Origin of the sequence: Burkholderia sp. LK4 (assembly GCF_001043615.1) — a bacterium.
GTDB lineage: Bacteria > Pseudomonadota > Gammaproteobacteria > Burkholderiales > Burkholderiaceae > Burkholderia > Burkholderia cepacia.
Genome location: NZ_LDUL01000006.1, coordinates 1 through 16,300 on the forward strand (window position 1 = coordinate 1; position 16,300 = coordinate 16,300).

A 16,300-nucleotide genomic window follows, 5' to 3' on the forward strand; every position below is an offset into this window, starting at 1 on the left:
GCTGTTGGTCGAGCTCAGGCCGGTGGACAGCGAGCCGACGCTGGACGCGGTTGACGTCGACAGCGAGGTAATGCTTGAACTGGTTGTGCTTGCGACCGAATAAAGCTGACTGCCGTTGACCGCATCGGTACTACTCGAGCTAATCAAACCTGCAGCAACGTTTTGGATCCGGCGTTCAGCGCCGGCTGCGCCAACACTTACGACTCCCCCTGAAGCTGTAGAACCCGCGAAATTGCTGTAGGTCGTCGCGCCGATGGTCGCATTGCTGATGGTACTGGTGCCGCCGGTTGCGCCCGAAGCCGTGCTAGTTGTCACGGAGCTTCGCCCCAACGCGACGGATCCTGCAACGTTCGCAGTCGATCCGGTGCCAATCGCCGTGGCGCCGGCCGCCGACGCGTTGGCTTGATAGCCGAGCGCGGTAGCGGTGGTGAACGAGGCTAAGGATCCGCTCCCGACCGCCGTTGCGTAAGTGTTTGAGGCCGTCGCAGAGTCGCCTATCGCCGTAGCGCTGGTGTTGTTTGCCACCGCGCTGGCGCCCACAGCCACTGCATTGGTACCGGACGCGCCGGACGAGAATCCGAAAGCACTCGCATTAGTTCCACTCGCAGCTGCGAACGGCCCAACTGCTGTAGCGTAATTTGCCGAGCCCGTCGCGCCTGCGCCAATTGCAATGGCTTCAAACCCAGATGCCGTTGAAGTATATGTATTACCCCCGCCAATTGCCACCGAACCGGTGCCACTCGCGTTCCCAGCGCCGGCCGAGTACTGTGCGCTCGCCCCATGGGCTGCAACGAGGCTGATCACGGCGAAGGCGGTGTGGAGAACAATGCCCCTCTTATTAGGTTTACCGCGCGCAGAGTCATGTTCCGACGCGGCGACCCAAGCGCCGAGACTCTCATTCCAAATGGTCTTGTAGAAATTATTCATTTTTTAATCGGTATACCATTTAAATTTAAGTAAACAATCGACCTTGTTCTGGCAATAAGGGGGTATCAAACTATTTCAATTGTTGATCTGATGGTGATTTTTTAACGACAATTAAACCGCACCATGCGGGACGTTGAATTTTAGTGAGACTGCGTGCCTGGAAATCTGGCAAATTCTCGCAAAACAAGTGGTGATGTTTGAATTTTTGTTAAAACTATGAATGCGGCGCATAATTAATTAATCAGACGATATGCCGCTTGTTCATCCAGTTTTGTATTCGATCTCGGCCAGCCATAGGGGGTAATTGACTTGCCCCCTCCGGGGCGAGCAGGGTCAGCCGGAACCTAGAGAAGTTTGTTTTTAAAGAAGAAGATGAAGAAGCGCCTTGCGGAAGAGCAAATCATCTGTTTTATGAAGGGAGCCGAGGCCGGAGTACCGGTCAAGGAGTTGCGCAGGAAGTGGACTTTCTCGCAGCGTGTTGTATTACGAAGCGAAGCCGGATCACGAGAATGATGCGCTGACGCCGTGCTTGGTGGAACTGACCCATGAGCGTCGGCGGTTCGGCTGTCGCGATTGCACATCCTGGTGGAGCGCGAGGACATCCACGCGAACCGCAAGCGGTGCATCGCCGTTATCGTGAAGCGGGACTGGCCATGAGGCGCCGTCTCCGGCGCCACGGCGTGATGATTGAACGCGAGCAGGGGGCTTTGCCGAATGGACCCAACGAGGGTTGGTCAATCGATTTCGTGATAGACAGGCTTTCGCACAGGTGGCACCTGAAGTGCTTGACCATCGTCGACGATTTCATCGATGAGGCTGTCGATATCGTGGCGGACCACGGTATCTCGGGCTTGTATGTCACTCGAGCGCTGGATAGGGCAGCGCGTTTCCCGAGGCTATCCCAAAGTGCTGCGAACGGACAAGGGATCCGAGTTTGCGAGCCTTGCGCTTGGCCCAATGGGCCTACGACAACCGCGTGACGTTGAAGATGATTCAGGCTGGCGAGCCGACGCAGAATGCATACATTGAATCGTTCAACGGCAAGTTCCACGATGAATGCCTAAATGAGCACTGGTTCACGAGCCTCGCGCATGCTCGGGTCATCGCGGAGCGCACTGGATTGCCTTTCGACTGCAGCGTTTGCAGCGAAACATCGGACAACAGCAGTTGCTCCTGCAGCTTTCCAGAAACTGGTTTAATGGACTTTGCTAGAAGCCCGTTGTCCCTCCTGAGAGGGACAGGTCAGTCGGGGCATATCTTCAACAGCCCGCCCTCCGACGAAGGATGGCTACATCCGCGGTATGCACACGAAGGAACATCCGGCCTTTGCACCCTTCGCGAACAGCTTCGATCTCGTATGCCATCACAATGGAGACCTGCGAGTTGTGGATTAGCTCGCCGGGCTTCATGAGGCGCAACCAAGATGCTGCGTGTCGCATCACTGTGAAATCGTGCGGAACTACCTGTATTACGACGAGATGTGTGGTGGCCACCCACTGATTCGCAACTCGATGCTGCTCGACACCGCCGACTATTGCTAGTCTAAAACTTCGACTCCAAAGTGGGCAGCCGCATTCTGTTGCTGGCACCCACCGAGGACGACGGGTATCGCGAAAAGTTGAAGCAAATGTTTGAACGAGTAGAAATTTCCAGCCGCAACCGTCATTTTTGAAATCTGATGCATTAGTCCGTGCGCGAATTATCTCGCGCGGTTGGATGACTCGCGAACTAGCAACAGTCTTTAGTAATTATTATGATACTATTGGTGATCGTTGTCATTCAATTTCCAGACTATAAATAATTAATGCAAAATTCGATCTTGAAGATGCGACTCTCCAATGGTGAGGGTGATGGCCCCGCTATATGTTGATTCGTCACCGGTCATCTTTCTCACCATCAAACGGCAAATTTTCGCCTTGGGAAACGAAGCGATTAATCGAGAATTCCTCTCTATTTCGACCTCTTATCCATATTGGCTCCCGTCCGACACCAGACCACGTCGCACCCGAAACGGGGTCGAAATATTTTGCAGGCCGTCTCTTCATACGACGAGTCGAACTATCCCTCATCGCTTCATCCGGAAAAATATCCGCGACAGCCAGCCCGAAAATTCGGACGCAGTCTCTTATCTCCGCGACAATTGAGTGAATTACTTTATCTCGCTCAATCTTAAGTTGCTCCTCCAATCGAGCCCGCACCTTCAGATACTGTCGATAATTTTCCATGTGCACCGCCAATTCTCCACCACTCGTCGCAAACAATCGGACGGAAAGGATATTCACATCCCCTCGAGCCGGTACCCGATTTTGTATATTGATTTCAATGACACTCCATTTTGCATATTTAAATTTAGCTTGCTTCTAATTCGATAGATGGTGGAGTCGAGTGGCCTAAAAAATTGATCTTCTGGTCGACCCCATATTGTCGTCGCAAGATGCTCTCTCGGCACGATTCGTCCATAATTCACGAATAGCGTATAAACTAGCTCAAATTCCTTTGTGTTTAAATTTATTTTGGTGCCGTTAATAGAAACTATTTTTTCGTAATTATCAATCCGGTAGCTTCCTACCTCAATTACCATCTGCCTGTCGTCTGAGTTGCGAGCCCTTCTTGTAACTGCATTTATTCTGGAAAGCAATTGCCTCTTCCCGATTGGCTTCGTCACGTAGTCGTCAGCCCCCGCGTCCAATGCTTCAGAAATGGAATGCTCAAATATGCGATTTGTTAAAAACAAAACCGGCATTTTATACCCGAGATTCCTCCGAATCCATTTCAGGATATCGAGCCCGGAAATCAACGGCACCGTCCAATCCAAAATAACTAGGTCAGCCATTGATTTCTCGAGGGAGCGCACTGCACTTACACCGTCTCTGGCTACAAGAACTTCGTGGCGCTCCTCAGACAAAGTCTTGTTAAGAAAATCTGCGAAGGCAGAATCATCATCAACTACAAGAATTTTCATAACCCCGGCTGCTCTTCGAATATATAATTTATTTAGTATGAAGATTGATTTGTCTCGGTTGCGGATTTAATGTGGTACGATGAATCGCTAACTATTCTTGCTAAGGCATTCGCGCTTACAAGAAATTATCGACATCGAATTGGCTTTTTCATGCAATCCGTGCGAGCAAAAAAGATGATCCCGCTCTTCTAGTAGGAGAGGGCGTGCTCCGAGAGTCCGTTACGTCTTCATGTGATGTGAGCAGTTATTAATTGCGCAATCAACTTGCGTGTGTTTATTTTTCACCATTCTCGCGCGAGCGATCCGTGCAAGCGAATAAGATCCCGTGGATTTTTTACCCGTGACAATAGCCGCTCAGAGGTAAGCGATTGAGCCGCCGGTCGCGGCATCAACTGCCGGTGTGATGCCCCTGCGGCCACCCTCGCAATTCTTGTTCGCACGCGATGAGGTCAGGCCGCCAATGGCGCAGCAGCCTTGTAGCCGAGCAAGGCGACGAGATTTTGGGGCCAAAGAACCCGCAGCTTGGGTGCGATCGTCCGCAAGTAGTAACCGGTGCCGCGCTGCATCGCATGTATTGGATCGTTCAGGACGTCTTTGAGCTAATTCCGATCGAGCTTACCGAATCCTTCATGGCTTACTCGATCGCGATGCGACGTTGCGCGCTGCTGTTCGTGCAAGCCAAGCGCGTTGCACGCTTCACGACCTGATCCACTTAGGTTGCATAGAACGTGGTGGAGGCCAGATAGGGTAAGCATGCCAAAGCAGTGCTGATCCAATACGTCACTTTGCGAGCCGCGAACGCCTTCGCGTTTTTACGGCTTTGATGAGACCAGAACGTGGTGCAGGGACTTGGGTACACGGCCCGACAGGCGTTCAACATCATTTGTCAGAATGTCGAAGTTGCCCTCGACAAACGTGCGCTTGATTTCGATCACCGCCTCGACCACCTCGGCCGGAAATCCCGTTTGCGTAAAACCTGCGCGGAGTTGGTCCGGAGAAATCACCGCGTATTGGAGAGCCTTGCCAAAGGCGTTGGAGGCAATCGCAGCCTTCTCGGGACCAGTCACGATGGCTGGCCCCGTGATGTTGTAGACGGCGCCGGCATGCCCCTCTCCGAGCAGCGCGCCGGCGGCGGCTGCTGCAAGATCATCGCGGGAGACATAGGCAACGTGCTCGTCGCCCAGCCCTGTCAGCACACCCTGGTCTAGGGACATCATTACTTCCTCGGCCATTGATTCGGCGTAGTAGTTCATCCGTAGGATGGTCCATTTGGGCGCCGTGCTGATGAGGTGTTGTTCGCCGTTCCAGAACCCTGCATTGAGAGCACTGTCGGGTACCTCGCGCGTACCGCTGGCCGAGATGAGAAATATGTGGGCCACTCCAGCTTGCACCGCCGCGTCAATAGCAGCCTTGAGCTGGGCACTGCGAACGCCTGCGCGAAGATCGGCGCTTGGAATGAGCAGCAACCGGTCCAGACCGGTATAGGCACGCAACAGTGTATCCGGGCGATCGTAGTCGCCCAAGCGCGCCTGAGCGGTTCCTTCTACAGCTTGTAGCGAGCGGGTGATCCCGATTACCCGGTCCCCAGCCCCGCGGGACTTAAGTTCCAAGAGGATCGCTTGCCCGAGTTTCCCGCTTGCCCCGCTGACTCCAATCAACATATCGATGCTCCGCTATGCAACGAACATAGTGTTCCTTGCGATATGGAAATTATCCGCAGATGCTGCCAGAATTCAAGAACGCACAGAAGTGTTCTCCACGAACATACATGTACGTAATTACTGGAGAGGGGACGTGCCATGAAAGCGCCAGCGACCGAAATTGAACCTTCTCAGGAAGACGATCGTGAGCATTGCAGAGCTCTCGGAAAAATCCTTGACCAGGTCAGTGACAAGTGGACTGTGATGGTCGTAGGTGTGCTATCGAAAGGCCCAACTCGTTTCAATGCGATCATGCGGGAGATAGGCGGCGTTTCGCACCGCATGCTTACATTGACCCTGCGCAATCTGGAACGTGATGGACTGGTGACGCGCACGGCATACGCAACGATTCCCCCGAAGGTTGAGTATGAGCTTACAGATGTGGGCCGGTCGCTGATTGCCCCGCTCGAGGCGCTCAGAACTTGGGTGGTTGAGCACAGCTTGCATATAGACGCGGCGCGGGAAAAGTTCGACAGAAGGGAGCGCCAGAGTGATGCTACGCAGATCGCTGTATGATCGAAGAGTTACTGTTGCTACATGGCGGGGGTAGTCCTTTGGCGAGACTTCCCCATCTCTGTTTCGTCGTGCAGACATACACGATGTCATGATGCATTGCTATACTTTTTCCGCCTCGATTTGGACGCGTAATTAGCATCATACTCATTTCGAATTTGCTCGCGAGTTTTACCTTTCAATCTGGGTAGCGGTGGAACCCATTTCCACTGAGTTTGTATGTCACCGATACGGATCAAATCTGGTCCGGTGACCTTGCAAGCCCCGAGTTCAGCCAAATCAAACGCACGAGCAAGCCACGACTTGAGCTTGCCTGTGCGCATCACCGTACCATCGCACCAAACTGAGGCTTCACTGGCCGAGCGACAGATCTCCTTGATTTCATCTGGAACGTTTTGACCTTCGTCGTGAATGTGGAGCTTGCCCTTGTCACTTGTGAAGTGCACGAATGCTTCGGGTGCCTTCAGGCGTGGCGTACTCACGCCGATCCCGGCTTCAACATAGGTCAGTCTGTCAAAGCAATCGTTCAACCAGTACCACTCATTTTCCGCTAAAACAACGTATCGTTTGCTCCGCTGACGGTCAATTTTGCGGTTTGTTCGAATAATGGTGCCGATGACGTCATAGAACCATCGTTGAGATTCGTTTCGCAATGGAATCCACAGGCCTTGTCGTTCAGATAGTTCATCAGGATCGAGGAGAACGATGTCGGTTAATCCCGCTGAGCGGATCGCGTCCTCGATCGATTGCCTCCCTCTAGTTTCACTCCAGAGGTGCGAGTGTGCTTTGACCCACCAAGCAGGCTTGCGCTTGCCTCGGCAAGAGTATGTGGTCCCATTCACTTGAACTGAGTCGTTAAGATAGTGCAGAGCTTCTGCCAGGGTTTCGTACAAGGAGAACCCATGGGCATCTGCTCCAAAAGCTTGCGCCATGGCCGTTCGCGTCCGATCGTCCAGGTAGCGTTGAGGGATCGCGAGTGCACCGTGCCAGTCAGACGAATTGCGCCGTATTTCGTCGATTTCGATGTGAAGAATGGTGGTGCAAATCTTCGAATCGACACTGCTTATCGCTATCTGTTTTTCATTGCTATTGAGCTTTTCCAAGATGGATTTCAATCGCAACGATATCGCCTTGGCAGACACATTGAAGTTGTGTGTCAGGATTGGGGTGTCAAGGACGAAGTTGCTCTCTTTGAGGTTGCAGGTCGGACAGGAGAGCTTGAGGTTCAGTAAATTGTCTACATCCAGCCCGGGGAGATATTTTTCCATCAGCTCCGGATGGCTGCGGGAGATGATATGTGCAACGTGGTAGTCGTCGCCAACAATTTCCTCATCACATGATTTGCACTTGCTTTTGTAGAGGTCCCGTACGACGCGTCGGCACTGCGGATTGCTGTAGAAGCTGTTGAGGTGTATGAAGTCCTCGACGTTAAACACGTGACTCATCAAAAATCCTTTTTATGTGATGTAGCCGTCGGTCAAGCGGCGTCTGTTGCATCAGATTGATGCCTATGGAGCGTGCCGCACCACGCGTTTTCTTTCCTACGAGAAGTCCGAGGGCATAGAGGAAATTTCCGACGTCTTCGTAAGTATCCAAGTCGGATTAGTTTTCGAATGGTTAAGCTGTCGCGGGGGGCAGTGAGTCCGCTGCTTTCGGTGTATCGCCAACAGTAATCAGTTCGCAGGAGCGCAGCAACTCTTCAGCGTAGGAAAACGCTGCCACGCGTACGGTTTCCTTGGTGAAGAAAAGGAGCCACACGAGGGTCATGACTCCGGACGTGCAGAGCTGAATCGACACCTTCGGCGTGGAGATAAGCTGCGACAACGCGGCCCATGTAGCGAAGGGAGCAGGCCACATTGCCCACACTACTGAAATCGCACAGAATGCCAAGCCGATACGACGGAGGCCGTAGCCGTTGCGGCGGAAGCCGTACGTCACGTTCTCGTTGAAGAGAAGCTGAAATTTGGATTTGTCGCGGGTGTTCTGAAGGAGCCACTGCTGCACGGATCTGTATTTTGCGTCGGCGCTCTTCGGCTCACTGCGCTCGTCTTCGGTACTCGGCATTCTGACGTCTGCCTTCGTACCCAGGACTCGGTGGTATCGACGCTTCGAATCCTCGTCCAGTTGCTCGTCGGAGTGGCGCAGCAACTGCACGGTCGGGCTGCCACCCCATTCTTTGAATAGTCGCTCTTGCTTCGCCTTTCCCATTCGACGCGCGATGTCCGTCAGCAGCCAAAGGCCACCAAGGGAGATGGCGAGGGATGAGATGATGCCCAGAAACGCCCATTCACTGAGGCGCATTGCCAAACCCACCAAGATTGGTGAAAGCGCAAGCAACGCCGGCGCGAGGCGAGCCTTCCGGTCGTACTCGTCAAAGGGGAATTCGATGTTGAACGCCATAGCAACCTCTACGAAAGTGACGACCGAACGAGGGCTGAGTACCCATCTGGGCGATGAATCAGCAAAACGACAGCACCAGGGATCGTGCCTTTAAGGCCGTTCGCAGTTTCCACGTCGACCGACGAAGGTCCCATCGGCGCCAAGTGGCTGTGCCACGTACCCAGGTACCAAAGCACGCCGGCCCCCGATTCGTTGTACGCCGTAAGTCGCTCCATCAAGCCTTCCGTGCCGAGCTCGAACCTTGTCGCGGATCGCCGACTATCCGGCGGTGCATCCAGGACGTCGACGATAGTTATTTCGCGTGAGACCTGTGAGACACGACCAACGACAATGCCGCCAGTTTCGACGTTCGTATGGCAGGCAACATCAGCGGCGATTTTGGTATGAGCTTGGTTGAGAACGCGAACCGTCCAGCCGGCCTCGTCATCGACTTCGACAATCCGAGTGGCGCGCACTTGCTTGTGCTGCCAGGCAATTGACATGCCGTCGGCCGACACGCGCGCCGTGGACACGACCCCATGCCCGGGCAGGCCGTCTTGATGCAGGTTCAGGCCGTATTGACCTACGCCGGCGGCAATCATCGAAATTCGAGCATCGGACATCGGCATCGTCATTGAGTTACACCCCAAACCGACGCTGACCGCCGTATGAATGTTGCTCGCAGATTCATTCAGAAGCCCGAGTACGCGAAGTTCCTCATAGGCGACCACCATCACGTCGCTGGTCGACGGATTGTGTTTTGGCCCGTCCATAGTCAACACGGCCACGTCGCCAAAATTCATCGCGCAGGCTTCGAGGACGCGTGCCGGGAAAGGAGCGTCGGCGAGGAAGTGGCGAACGGCCGGGTTAGCTGTGGTATTGACGAGCACCGAGCGCTCACTGGCGAGAATTGATCGATACGGCTGGTCATCTTTGTGCACAAGCGTAATGTCGCGATCGCACACGAGCGGCTTAGCCTGGCCCGTGAACGACGCAATCAATTGAGCCAGGACTTCGCTTTTCGTTTTGATGCTCTTTGCTTGCTCAGGAAAAATCACGTGACGAGCAACGTTATGCGGCGAGAACGAATCATCGTCAGCTAGCAGTGAAGGTGTTACCCCAGCACGAACAAGATGCATGGCCACCTTTGAGCCTAGACTTCCGCAACCGATGAAGGCGAACGATGGAGGCGTGTCTCGCTCTTCGAGGCCTGAGATGCGATGCTGCAACGTGGGCGTCGACGGGGTGGCAAAGTAGGCATGCGACACTGTCAGATCCGACCAGTCTTTGACAGCCGAAGTCGCTGGAACGTCGAAGCGATAAGCTAGCATTTCGATATTTGTCGCGAAGCCGATCACGCTTGCTGGTCTGCGGACCGGCAAGACAAAGAGAACTGGCAGCGACAGGTTTGGGCGAAGTGACTTGTTCGCCCCGCGCACACGAGCGAGCGCCATGCGCATGCTGCGGGCGCAGCACAATTCTTCTGCGCGCTTAAGCAGATCCCCGAACGTATGCACAGTATCGGGGAGGTACTTATCATTTATCGCTGGCTGTGCGTCATCCACGGCGTCCGGCCAGCATACAATCAGAGGGCGGGGCCCGACCAGGAAACCTTCGTACTCGGAGCAGCGCAACATCTCCTTGTGTGTTGCAGTTGAGGGTGTTTCGCCAAGTTGCTTGGCGCGACCGAACCAAGCGGTGCCCGACGTTTTGTCCCATGCTCCCTCGACCTGATAGAACATGGGGTGACCCAGCACATGATCCGAGGTGGCGAGCGCCTCAACATCCATTTCAATTCCGGTAGGGGTCGACTCCCGACGCGTTGGTTCCCAACCTAACGTCGAGTCGATGAGCGTTCCTGTAGCAGCACGCCTCAACCACAGAGCCGTTTGTTCCGCTACCAGTGCCATACCACCATGGAAAAGCAAGGCGCGATTTCCGCCGAACGCAATACAAGGCGGAACGCGCTCGCCGGCCTTATGCCAGTTAATGTGCGGAAGATTGCGATTGAAGTCCTCACGCAAGGTGATGCGTGGTGAGGACTTCGGGAAATCGTCGAAAAAACGGAAATGCACTTCCTCGACTGGACGGACTCCTGTCGGGCTTTCGCCCTTGGCCCGCCATGTCGAGGGAAGGTCGGTGTCAAAGTCAGCTTTGACAAGTATGCCGCCAGACGTCAGCTCCTCGACGCGAACATCGAGTACGGCCGAGTGCGAGCGAAGGGTCCGAATTGCATCATCGATAGCGACAGATACCGTCATTGCCGACCCCGCTCAGCCATGCGCGACCGGAGTCAGGCCGAGGCCCATTGCACCCGCGGCAGCCTTTTTGGCCTGCTTCTTTACGCGCTTCAGGCCACCTGCGGACACTTCGAAAATCAGGAGCTCGGGTTCGTCGGGGCTGAGATACTCGCCGGTGCACCAGAACTCGCCCTTGGCGTCCTTCGCGATTTCCTCATACTCTTCCTTCGCGCGGATGCACGGCGGGTCGACATCGTCGTCGAGGATTTCCTTCGAGCTTGCGACGATGATGGCGCCGGGCAGGGTTTGGCTCAATGCCGAGCGAGCGTCGTCGCTCACTTCGGCGTCGCGCCCCAAGTCGCTCCAGCTGTCGTTCGACAGCGAGCGCCACGAGCAGTGGTGCGGCGTCGAGAGCAGGTTGTACTCGAGGACCCAAGGCTCCTTCTTGTGCCGCTCCCATTGCCGTTCCCAAATCGTGACCTCGGCGTCCCCGCCGGACAAATACTTCACTGCTTCCGGGGCGCCGTCGACACCGATCGAGTAATTCATGATGACACTCGACTCGTTCTTGCTCAGCACTTCATCTTCGTCGTCGTTATCCGCAAGCAACGGCGCAAGCAGCAACCCACTGAAGTTCGGTTCCGACGTGCCGCAGAGATGGGTGATCGTCTCGCCTTCTTTTACGAGGATTTCAATCAGGTCGTCCGTCTTCCCATCTTGGTCTTCGCCCAGGACCAGAATGCGGTCGCCGTTCTCCCCGATGCCGTGCTCCTTGTAACGGTTCACGCGCCGGCGGGCCTCCGAATCCCATGCCTTTGCGTCCTTGCACAAGGTATGGTTTTTCTTGCTCGAGCGGCGGAAAATCAACGGAGACGACCACATCTCGCGGATGACAATTTTCTTCGGGGTTTCCTTGTCGTTGTACTCCGACAGCGGGCCGAGATGGAAGTGGTCACACAGGCCGCGGCAGTGGTCTTGGTCCGGATGGCTGAGCACCATCACGTCGACGTAGGGGCGACCGTTCGCGTCGGTCTTCAGGGCGTCGCGCAGGTCCTTCGCCACATCGCGTACGTCGTCGTCGGGCTTGCGGATGTTGATGTCTATGAGCACCGTGCGTTCGCTTTCGAGCTGCAGCAGTGTCATGTCCCCGTTTCCGACGGGGTAGAAGGTGATTTTCGGAGTCATGCCGGTAAGTCCTTACGAGAGCCGCGATGCGGCGTCGAGTTGTTAAGCGGGGCCACAACAAAGCCCCAACCACCGCTCGCCCACGCCTCACCCGGAGAAATCCGGCTAAATCATAGAAAAAGTTCGGAGTAGCGAACACGCGAAGCCACAGTACTACCCGTGTTCGTAGTTGTCAAACGAAAAGTTCGGAATCGTGGTACTGTACAATCGGTGTATTGTGTGCGAGCGAGGAACTAACAATGGCAACGAGACTTGGCGAGAAGCTTCGAGATCTAAGGAAGCAAAAGGGCCTCACGCTCGAGAAGTTGGCGGAGATGGCTGGGATGAGCAAAAGCTATCTTTGGGAGCTCGAGAACAGAGAGTCGCAACGGCCTTCGGCAGAAAAGCTAACCCAACTGGCGGATGTCTTGGGCGTCTCAGCCAGCTATTTCATAGAAGAAGACGTTCGGGCACCAGAGGAGCGTCATAAAGATGAAGCTTTTTACCGAAACTACCAGAAATTAGACTCCGATTCGAAGGAGCAACTGCGTAGAATATTGGAGACATTCAAACAAAGAAACTAGACCAATGGCTACGTCGCCTGCGAAGGTTGCAAACAATTTGAGTCAGGTACTGGATGCGTTTCATGCTGCCCACGGAGGAGCGCGTTATCCGGTAGATGTCGAGATGTTGGCACTGGGGTGCGCGGACATCTTCAAATTTCCGGACCCGATTGCTGCGGTGCAGGCTGCATCGATTCCTGGGTTCGAGGGCGGATTGTTTCGCCAAGTCGATAGATGGCTCCTGCTCTACAACGACAGTCTGTCTTCGCAGGGCCGAATTCGTTTTACCCAGGCGCACGAACTGGGGCATTACTTCCTTCACAGAGCCGCTCGGGAAGTCTTCGAATGTACCGCCGGGGATATGGACGACTGGTCCGCTGACCAGAAGGCTATTGAGTTGGAAGCGGATAAGTTCGCGGCGTATCTCCTGATGCCGCTTCATGATTTCCGGGCACAAGTCCCTCCTACGGTCGACATTAACGTGCTCAGCGATTGCGCCGAGCGGTACGGTGTAAGTCTCACTGCCGCGATACTTCAGTGGCTCTCTTGTACCGACGAGAAAGCGATTCTTGTGCGGTCGCGGGAGGGTTACATGCTTTCCGCGAACGCAAGTGAGGCGGCTTACCAGGCGGGCGCGTACTTCCGCACCGCTAAGGAAATCATCGAAATTCCACCTGGGTCGTTGGCAGCGAAGCCCGAAGTCACCAATGAAAAGCAGGGTGTTCTTGTTCCGACGAACATTTGGTTCCCGCACGCCGCGCCGTCCTCTCGCCTTAGAGAGATGAAAATCACATCCGATTCGTACGATACAGTGCTGACTTTGCTTATTCTGCCGCGTACCGAGGACGTACGGAAACCGCTTCGCTGATATTGCTAGACCAGTATCGCAGAGGGAGATGCCACCGGAATCTCCTCAATCGAGGGTGATTGCCTCGGCTGACACGATCGTGTCGCGTATCGCGGCACCGTCGCATCCCGTTATCTCTTCCGTCAGCCCCTCTAGGATGTGGGGACGAGAGGGTGTGTCCATCTGGGCACGAAATGCCAAGCTTATCAACCAATTTCTGTCCTGCCGATAGCCGTCGCGCGTTTTGCGGCCAAACGGCGCCGTTCGGACAATCTACAAGACCTCGGGTAGCTGCGCAGTCGTATAGAAATTTGGCAACCCCGGCGGGCATATTTGTACTGGGCTGGTGCTTCGGTGATCGCCTGCGCGCAGAGGCGCTATCTTCTGGCTGCTGGTTGGAAGGGCAACCGACTTTCAGCATGAGTTTTCAGACACGTGGCGGCTTTGCTTGACCTGCCATCACAAGTCGGCAAGAGCACTGCGCGGATCTGAACGGGCTAGAGGTGAGGGAGTACGGGATGCGGAGTCCATGCCGCTAGCTTCGTCGCCTCGCTCCAATCCGTCTGCTTGGACGTCAAATCCACACCGAACTAGGCGCTATCGAGGCAATTCCTTACTGGAAGCAGCGCTCGTTCGAGAGATGGGGTCTATGCTGAGCATTCATCGTGTTCAGCAACTGCCAATGATTTGGCAACGAAAGGGGCGGCATCAACAAAGCGAACTGAGTCGGCCGCTGTTTGGTCTCGCGTGAATAGACGGGAATCGCAATGCACGAGTGCCACACCGGTCAGCCTGCCGGAGATCCGAGCAAACTTCCGGGCTAGCATCACCAAACTCGGGCTTACCTTGGCGGCGCTTCTATAGTCGGCAGCGTTCGACGAAGTCGTATGCCATCAAATCACCTCTCTTACAAGTGTTACCGGCAGTGTCGTAGGTGCCGAATTCGCCTTTGCAACCTATATTAGCAGTATATTTGGCTCGGCCCAGCGTCAAGTGCATGTGTCTCCGGCGCAACATACTTTAGAAGTTTTCTACGTTACGGCGTCCCCAATTAATCCGCGAATGAATTGCAATGAGATGTTTAATCGCTGAATTAAGAATTGAGTGGATACAATGCGCGGGGTGTTGATTGTGTCTGCGCCGCTGATAAAAAATCATCCGATATTCGAGAGGGTGAAGTGTGTGCGTCGACTTGAGGCAATTTGAAATATTAAGTCGAATGATTTTGAATTTAAGATGCGAGATGGCGGCACATCGGGGGCGTGCCATGGGTGCGGTTCTAGCTCGGAGATAGCTGCTGGGATGTTAGGGGGAATTGTCAAATCATGGTCTTTTTTAAAAATGATTTTCATATTTATGATTGATTCCATATTTAAATGATAAATGTACGTTAAATGAAATTGTAATGTGTGGGGCTGGTTTAGGGAAGATTGCTGAGAACGGGGGGCGCAATTTTTTTTCCGACAGTTGTTCATGCAGCGCCACTTCCATCTCGTGTCAGAATTGCTGTAACTTCCGAGTAACATTTGGCGTGCGTTGCAAGGCGCACGGTGTTAAGAGATATATTCGGCGACGAACGGCCACGTAGGCGAATATCTTTGGCCGTACCTAACTGAGAAGCGACGGGTATGAGCTTGGAGTCATGGCGATAACTTTGGCTGTGATGTGCTTCATCGTGGTCATTTTTGTTGTAGATCAAAGTGCATATGTCGCATCGTCTATTGAACTGCATGTGACGATCAGTTTTCAGCGACATGTGACGCAGATGAGTGCGGCTGCCCCTCTCATTGCTATTCCGATCATGTGAGAGTCAAGGATGGCAAGTCACGTGCAGGGTTTGTTATACCGTTGATTGATAGTAATTGCTGGTTTGTGGGTTTGGATGTGTCAGTGATTAATAATCACAATATGTGATATCAGGGGAATTAGATGATGAAAGTCGCGGTAGTGAAGCGCAATTATGTTTGGTTGATGGTAGCAGGGGCGATTTCCACCTTCATCGTGGCAGGATGTGGGGGCGGTGGGGATGGCTCGTCTAGCGCAAACGATGGAACGTCTGCCACAACGGCGGCTAATCCGGCTGCTCCGACGAGTTCGGCAAGTGCGCCTGTTGTCGCGTCGACCCCTGTCGCGACCCAGCCGTCCAGTGCGCCGGTTGCTTCGTCACAGCCAGTAACCGTGGGCGAGGCTATGCCTAGCCTTCAGACGCCTCAGGCCGGATCGACAGCTGCGTCGGTGAGTGGCCCGACCGGTATTTGGTCGACCTCGACGGGATCCTCATTGAATGCGACCATCGCGCTGGTCAGCCCACAGAACAACCTGGAGACGCTCAATCTCGTCGGATCGATTCCGATGACGTCCGATTTCGCTAGTCTGACTGTCGGCGGTAACACGTGGTCGTTGAGCTCTGGGATCAACTTCAACGTAATGACCGGGACTACGACAGCGATCAACGCAAGTTCAGGGACGTATAGTCCGAAGCAGACCTTTGCAGGAACCCTCAGCAAAGGCAGCGCGCCATCGAACTTCACGTGGGCCTATAGGGCCGAGAACGCGTTGGCTGTCACGCAGGATAGCGTTGCTGGCACGTGGGCGACTTCAGGTGCTTCTTTCACGATCGGATCGGGCGGCACCGTTAGCGGAACGCTGAGCGGCTGCAACATGGCTGGAACGGCGATCCTTTCGACGCCTGGTTCGAATCAGAACATGTACGACATGACGTTGACAGCATCGCCGTCGACGGGTTGCAAGTTGCCCGCAGGTGTCGCCATCTCCGGGAACGCTGCGATTCTGCTTGTTCCGATTAGTGGCAGCAATGGTTTCCAACGGTCGATTCTGTATGTTCTGCATGCTGCGGACTACAGCTTCGTTGGCTACGGTCAAGTCATCAAGCAATAAGTGTTTAATGAAGTCGCGGTCGGAGCATCATGTGCGGCTCATATCTGAGTTGATGTCATCGGTTATTGCGGTTGCTTCCTGATCGTTTGCATGACAGGACTGTAAGG

At 54.3% G+C, this 16,300-nt stretch carries 14 protein-coding genes and 1 pseudogene; 7 read left to right on the forward strand and 8 right to left on the reverse strand.

Annotated features, from left to right (window positions below):
- Positions 1–927: ESPR-type extended signal peptide-containing protein (locus VK92_RS39345; protein WP_269434863.1), on the reverse strand; the 927-nt coding region annotated here is incomplete at its 3' end.
- A 372-nt stretch (positions 928–1,299) separates the two neighbouring features.
- Between VK92_RS39345 and VK92_RS01890 the strand changes: the two are divergent.
- Positions 1,300–2,126 (forward strand): annotated as a pseudogene (locus tag VK92_RS01890) (DDE-type integrase/transposase/recombinase).
- Positions 2,127–2,357: 231 nt separating this feature from the next.
- Positions 2,358–2,468 (forward strand): DUF2827 family protein, encoded by a 111-nt coding sequence (locus VK92_RS41430; protein WP_122982955.1) that lies wholly within the window; start codon positions 2,358–2,360, stop codon positions 2,466–2,468.
- A gap of 333 nt (positions 2,469–2,801) precedes the next feature.
- Here the strand turns inward: VK92_RS41430 and VK92_RS39355 are convergent, their stop codons facing one another.
- Both VK92_RS39355 and VK92_RS39360 read right to left on the reverse strand, forming a co-directional pair.
- Positions 2,802–3,209, reverse strand: a complete 408-nt coding sequence (locus tag VK92_RS39355; RefSeq protein ID WP_231616425.1) for an H-NS histone family protein — start codon at positions 3,207–3,209, stop codon at positions 2,802–2,804.
- A complete protein-coding gene (locus VK92_RS39360; protein WP_082163810.1) occupies positions 3,206–3,889 on the reverse strand; it encodes a response regulator transcription factor in 684 nt (227 codons plus the stop codon). The genes VK92_RS39355 and VK92_RS39360 overlap by 4 nt, the downstream gene beginning before the upstream one ends.
- A gap of 443 nt (positions 3,890–4,332) precedes the next feature.
- On the opposite strand from VK92_RS39360, the gene VK92_RS41435 reads away from it, so the two are divergent.
- On the forward strand, positions 4,333–4,596 hold the full coding sequence (locus tag VK92_RS41435; protein WP_131723329.1) for a hypothetical protein: 264 nt from the start codon (positions 4,333–4,335) through the stop codon (positions 4,594–4,596).
- A 105-nt stretch (positions 4,597–4,701) separates the two neighbouring features.
- On the opposite strand, the gene VK92_RS01895 is transcribed toward VK92_RS41435, so the two are convergent.
- Positions 4,702–5,550 carry an NAD(P)H-binding protein gene (locus VK92_RS01895; protein WP_048028764.1) on the reverse strand — a complete coding sequence of 283 codons (849 nt, stop codon included), beginning with the start codon at positions 5,548–5,550 and terminating at the stop codon, positions 4,702–4,704.
- Positions 5,551–5,688: 138 nt separating this feature from the next.
- On the opposite strand from VK92_RS01895, the gene VK92_RS01900 reads away from it, so the two are divergent.
- A complete protein-coding gene (locus VK92_RS01900; protein ID WP_048028771.1) occupies positions 5,689–6,105 on the forward strand; it encodes a winged helix-turn-helix transcriptional regulator in 417 nt (138 codons plus the stop codon).
- A gap of 86 nt (positions 6,106–6,191) precedes the next feature.
- Here the strand turns inward: VK92_RS01900 and VK92_RS41440 are convergent, their stop codons facing one another.
- The 4 genes from VK92_RS41440 to VK92_RS01920 form a co-directional block, all read right to left on the reverse strand.
- Positions 6,192–7,547: an HNH endonuclease signature motif containing protein gene (locus tag VK92_RS41440; RefSeq protein ID WP_131723330.1), complete on the reverse strand. Its 1,356-nt coding sequence runs from the start codon at positions 7,545–7,547 to the stop codon at positions 6,192–6,194.
- 172 nt (positions 7,548–7,719) lie between these two features.
- On the reverse strand, positions 7,720–8,502 hold the full coding sequence (locus VK92_RS01910; protein ID WP_048028782.1) for a hypothetical protein: 783 nt from the start codon (positions 8,500–8,502) through the stop codon (positions 7,720–7,722).
- A gap of 8 nt (positions 8,503–8,510) precedes the next feature.
- On the reverse strand, positions 8,511–10,742 hold the full coding sequence (locus VK92_RS01915; RefSeq protein ID WP_082163811.1) for a ThiF family adenylyltransferase: 2,232 nt from the start codon (positions 10,740–10,742) through the stop codon (positions 8,511–8,513).
- A gap of 12 nt (positions 10,743–10,754) precedes the next feature.
- Positions 10,755–11,864 carry a metallohydrolase gene (locus VK92_RS01920; protein ID WP_231616426.1) on the reverse strand — a complete coding sequence of 370 codons (1,110 nt, stop codon included), beginning with the start codon at positions 11,862–11,864 and terminating at the stop codon, positions 10,755–10,757.
- Between the two features lie 281 nt (positions 11,865–12,145).
- Between VK92_RS01920 and VK92_RS01925 the strand changes: the two genes are divergently transcribed.
- The 3 genes from VK92_RS01925 (at position 12,146) to VK92_RS01935 (ending at position 16,193) form a co-directional block, all read left to right on the forward strand.
- Positions 12,146–12,469 carry a helix-turn-helix domain-containing protein gene (locus tag VK92_RS01925; RefSeq protein WP_048028793.1) on the forward strand — a complete coding sequence of 108 codons (324 nt, stop codon included), beginning with the start codon at positions 12,146–12,148 and terminating at the stop codon, positions 12,467–12,469.
- Positions 12,470–12,473: 4 nt separating this feature from the next.
- Complete coding sequence (locus VK92_RS01930; protein WP_048028795.1) at positions 12,474–13,316, forward strand: ImmA/IrrE family metallo-endopeptidase; 843 nt, start codon at positions 12,474–12,476, stop codon at positions 13,314–13,316.
- Positions 13,317–15,575: 2,259 nt separating this feature from the next.
- Positions 15,576–16,193, forward strand: coding sequence for a hypothetical protein (locus tag VK92_RS01935; protein WP_231616427.1), 618 nt, complete (start codon positions 15,576–15,578; stop codon positions 16,191–16,193).
- The last annotated feature ends 107 nt before the right edge of the window (positions 16,194–16,300 follow it).

Coding starts and splice junctions, on each gene's coding strand:
- VK92_RS39360 (WP_082163810.1), bottom strand. CDS start 3,889: ATGAAAATTCTTGTAGTTGATGATGATTCTGCCTTCGCAGATTTTCTT.
- VK92_RS41435 (WP_131723329.1), top strand. CDS start 4,333: ATGAGGTCAGGCCGCCAATGGCGCAGCAGCCTTGTAGCCGAGCAAGGC.
- VK92_RS01895 (WP_048028764.1), bottom strand. CDS start 5,550: ATGTTGATTGGAGTCAGCGGGGCAAGCGGGAAACTCGGGCAAGCGATC.
- VK92_RS01900 (WP_048028771.1), top strand. CDS start 5,689: ATGAAAGCGCCAGCGACCGAAATTGAACCTTCTCAGGAAGACGATCGT.
- VK92_RS41440 (WP_131723330.1), bottom strand. CDS start 7,547: ATGAGTCACGTGTTTAACGTCGAGGACTTCATACACCTCAACAGCTTC.
- VK92_RS01910 (WP_048028782.1), bottom strand. CDS start 8,502: ATGGCGTTCAACATCGAATTCCCCTTTGACGAGTACGACCGGAAGGCT.
- VK92_RS01915 (WP_082163811.1), bottom strand. CDS start 10,742: ATGACGGTATCTGTCGCTATCGATGATGCAATTCGGACCCTTCGCTCG.
- VK92_RS01920 (WP_231616426.1), bottom strand. CDS start 11,864: ATGACACTGCTGCAGCTCGAAAGCGAACGCACGGTGCTCATAGACATC.
- VK92_RS01925 (WP_048028793.1), top strand. CDS start 12,146: ATGGCAACGAGACTTGGCGAGAAGCTTCGAGATCTAAGGAAGCAAAAG.
- VK92_RS01930 (WP_048028795.1), top strand. CDS start 12,474: ATGGCTACGTCGCCTGCGAAGGTTGCAAACAATTTGAGTCAGGTACTG.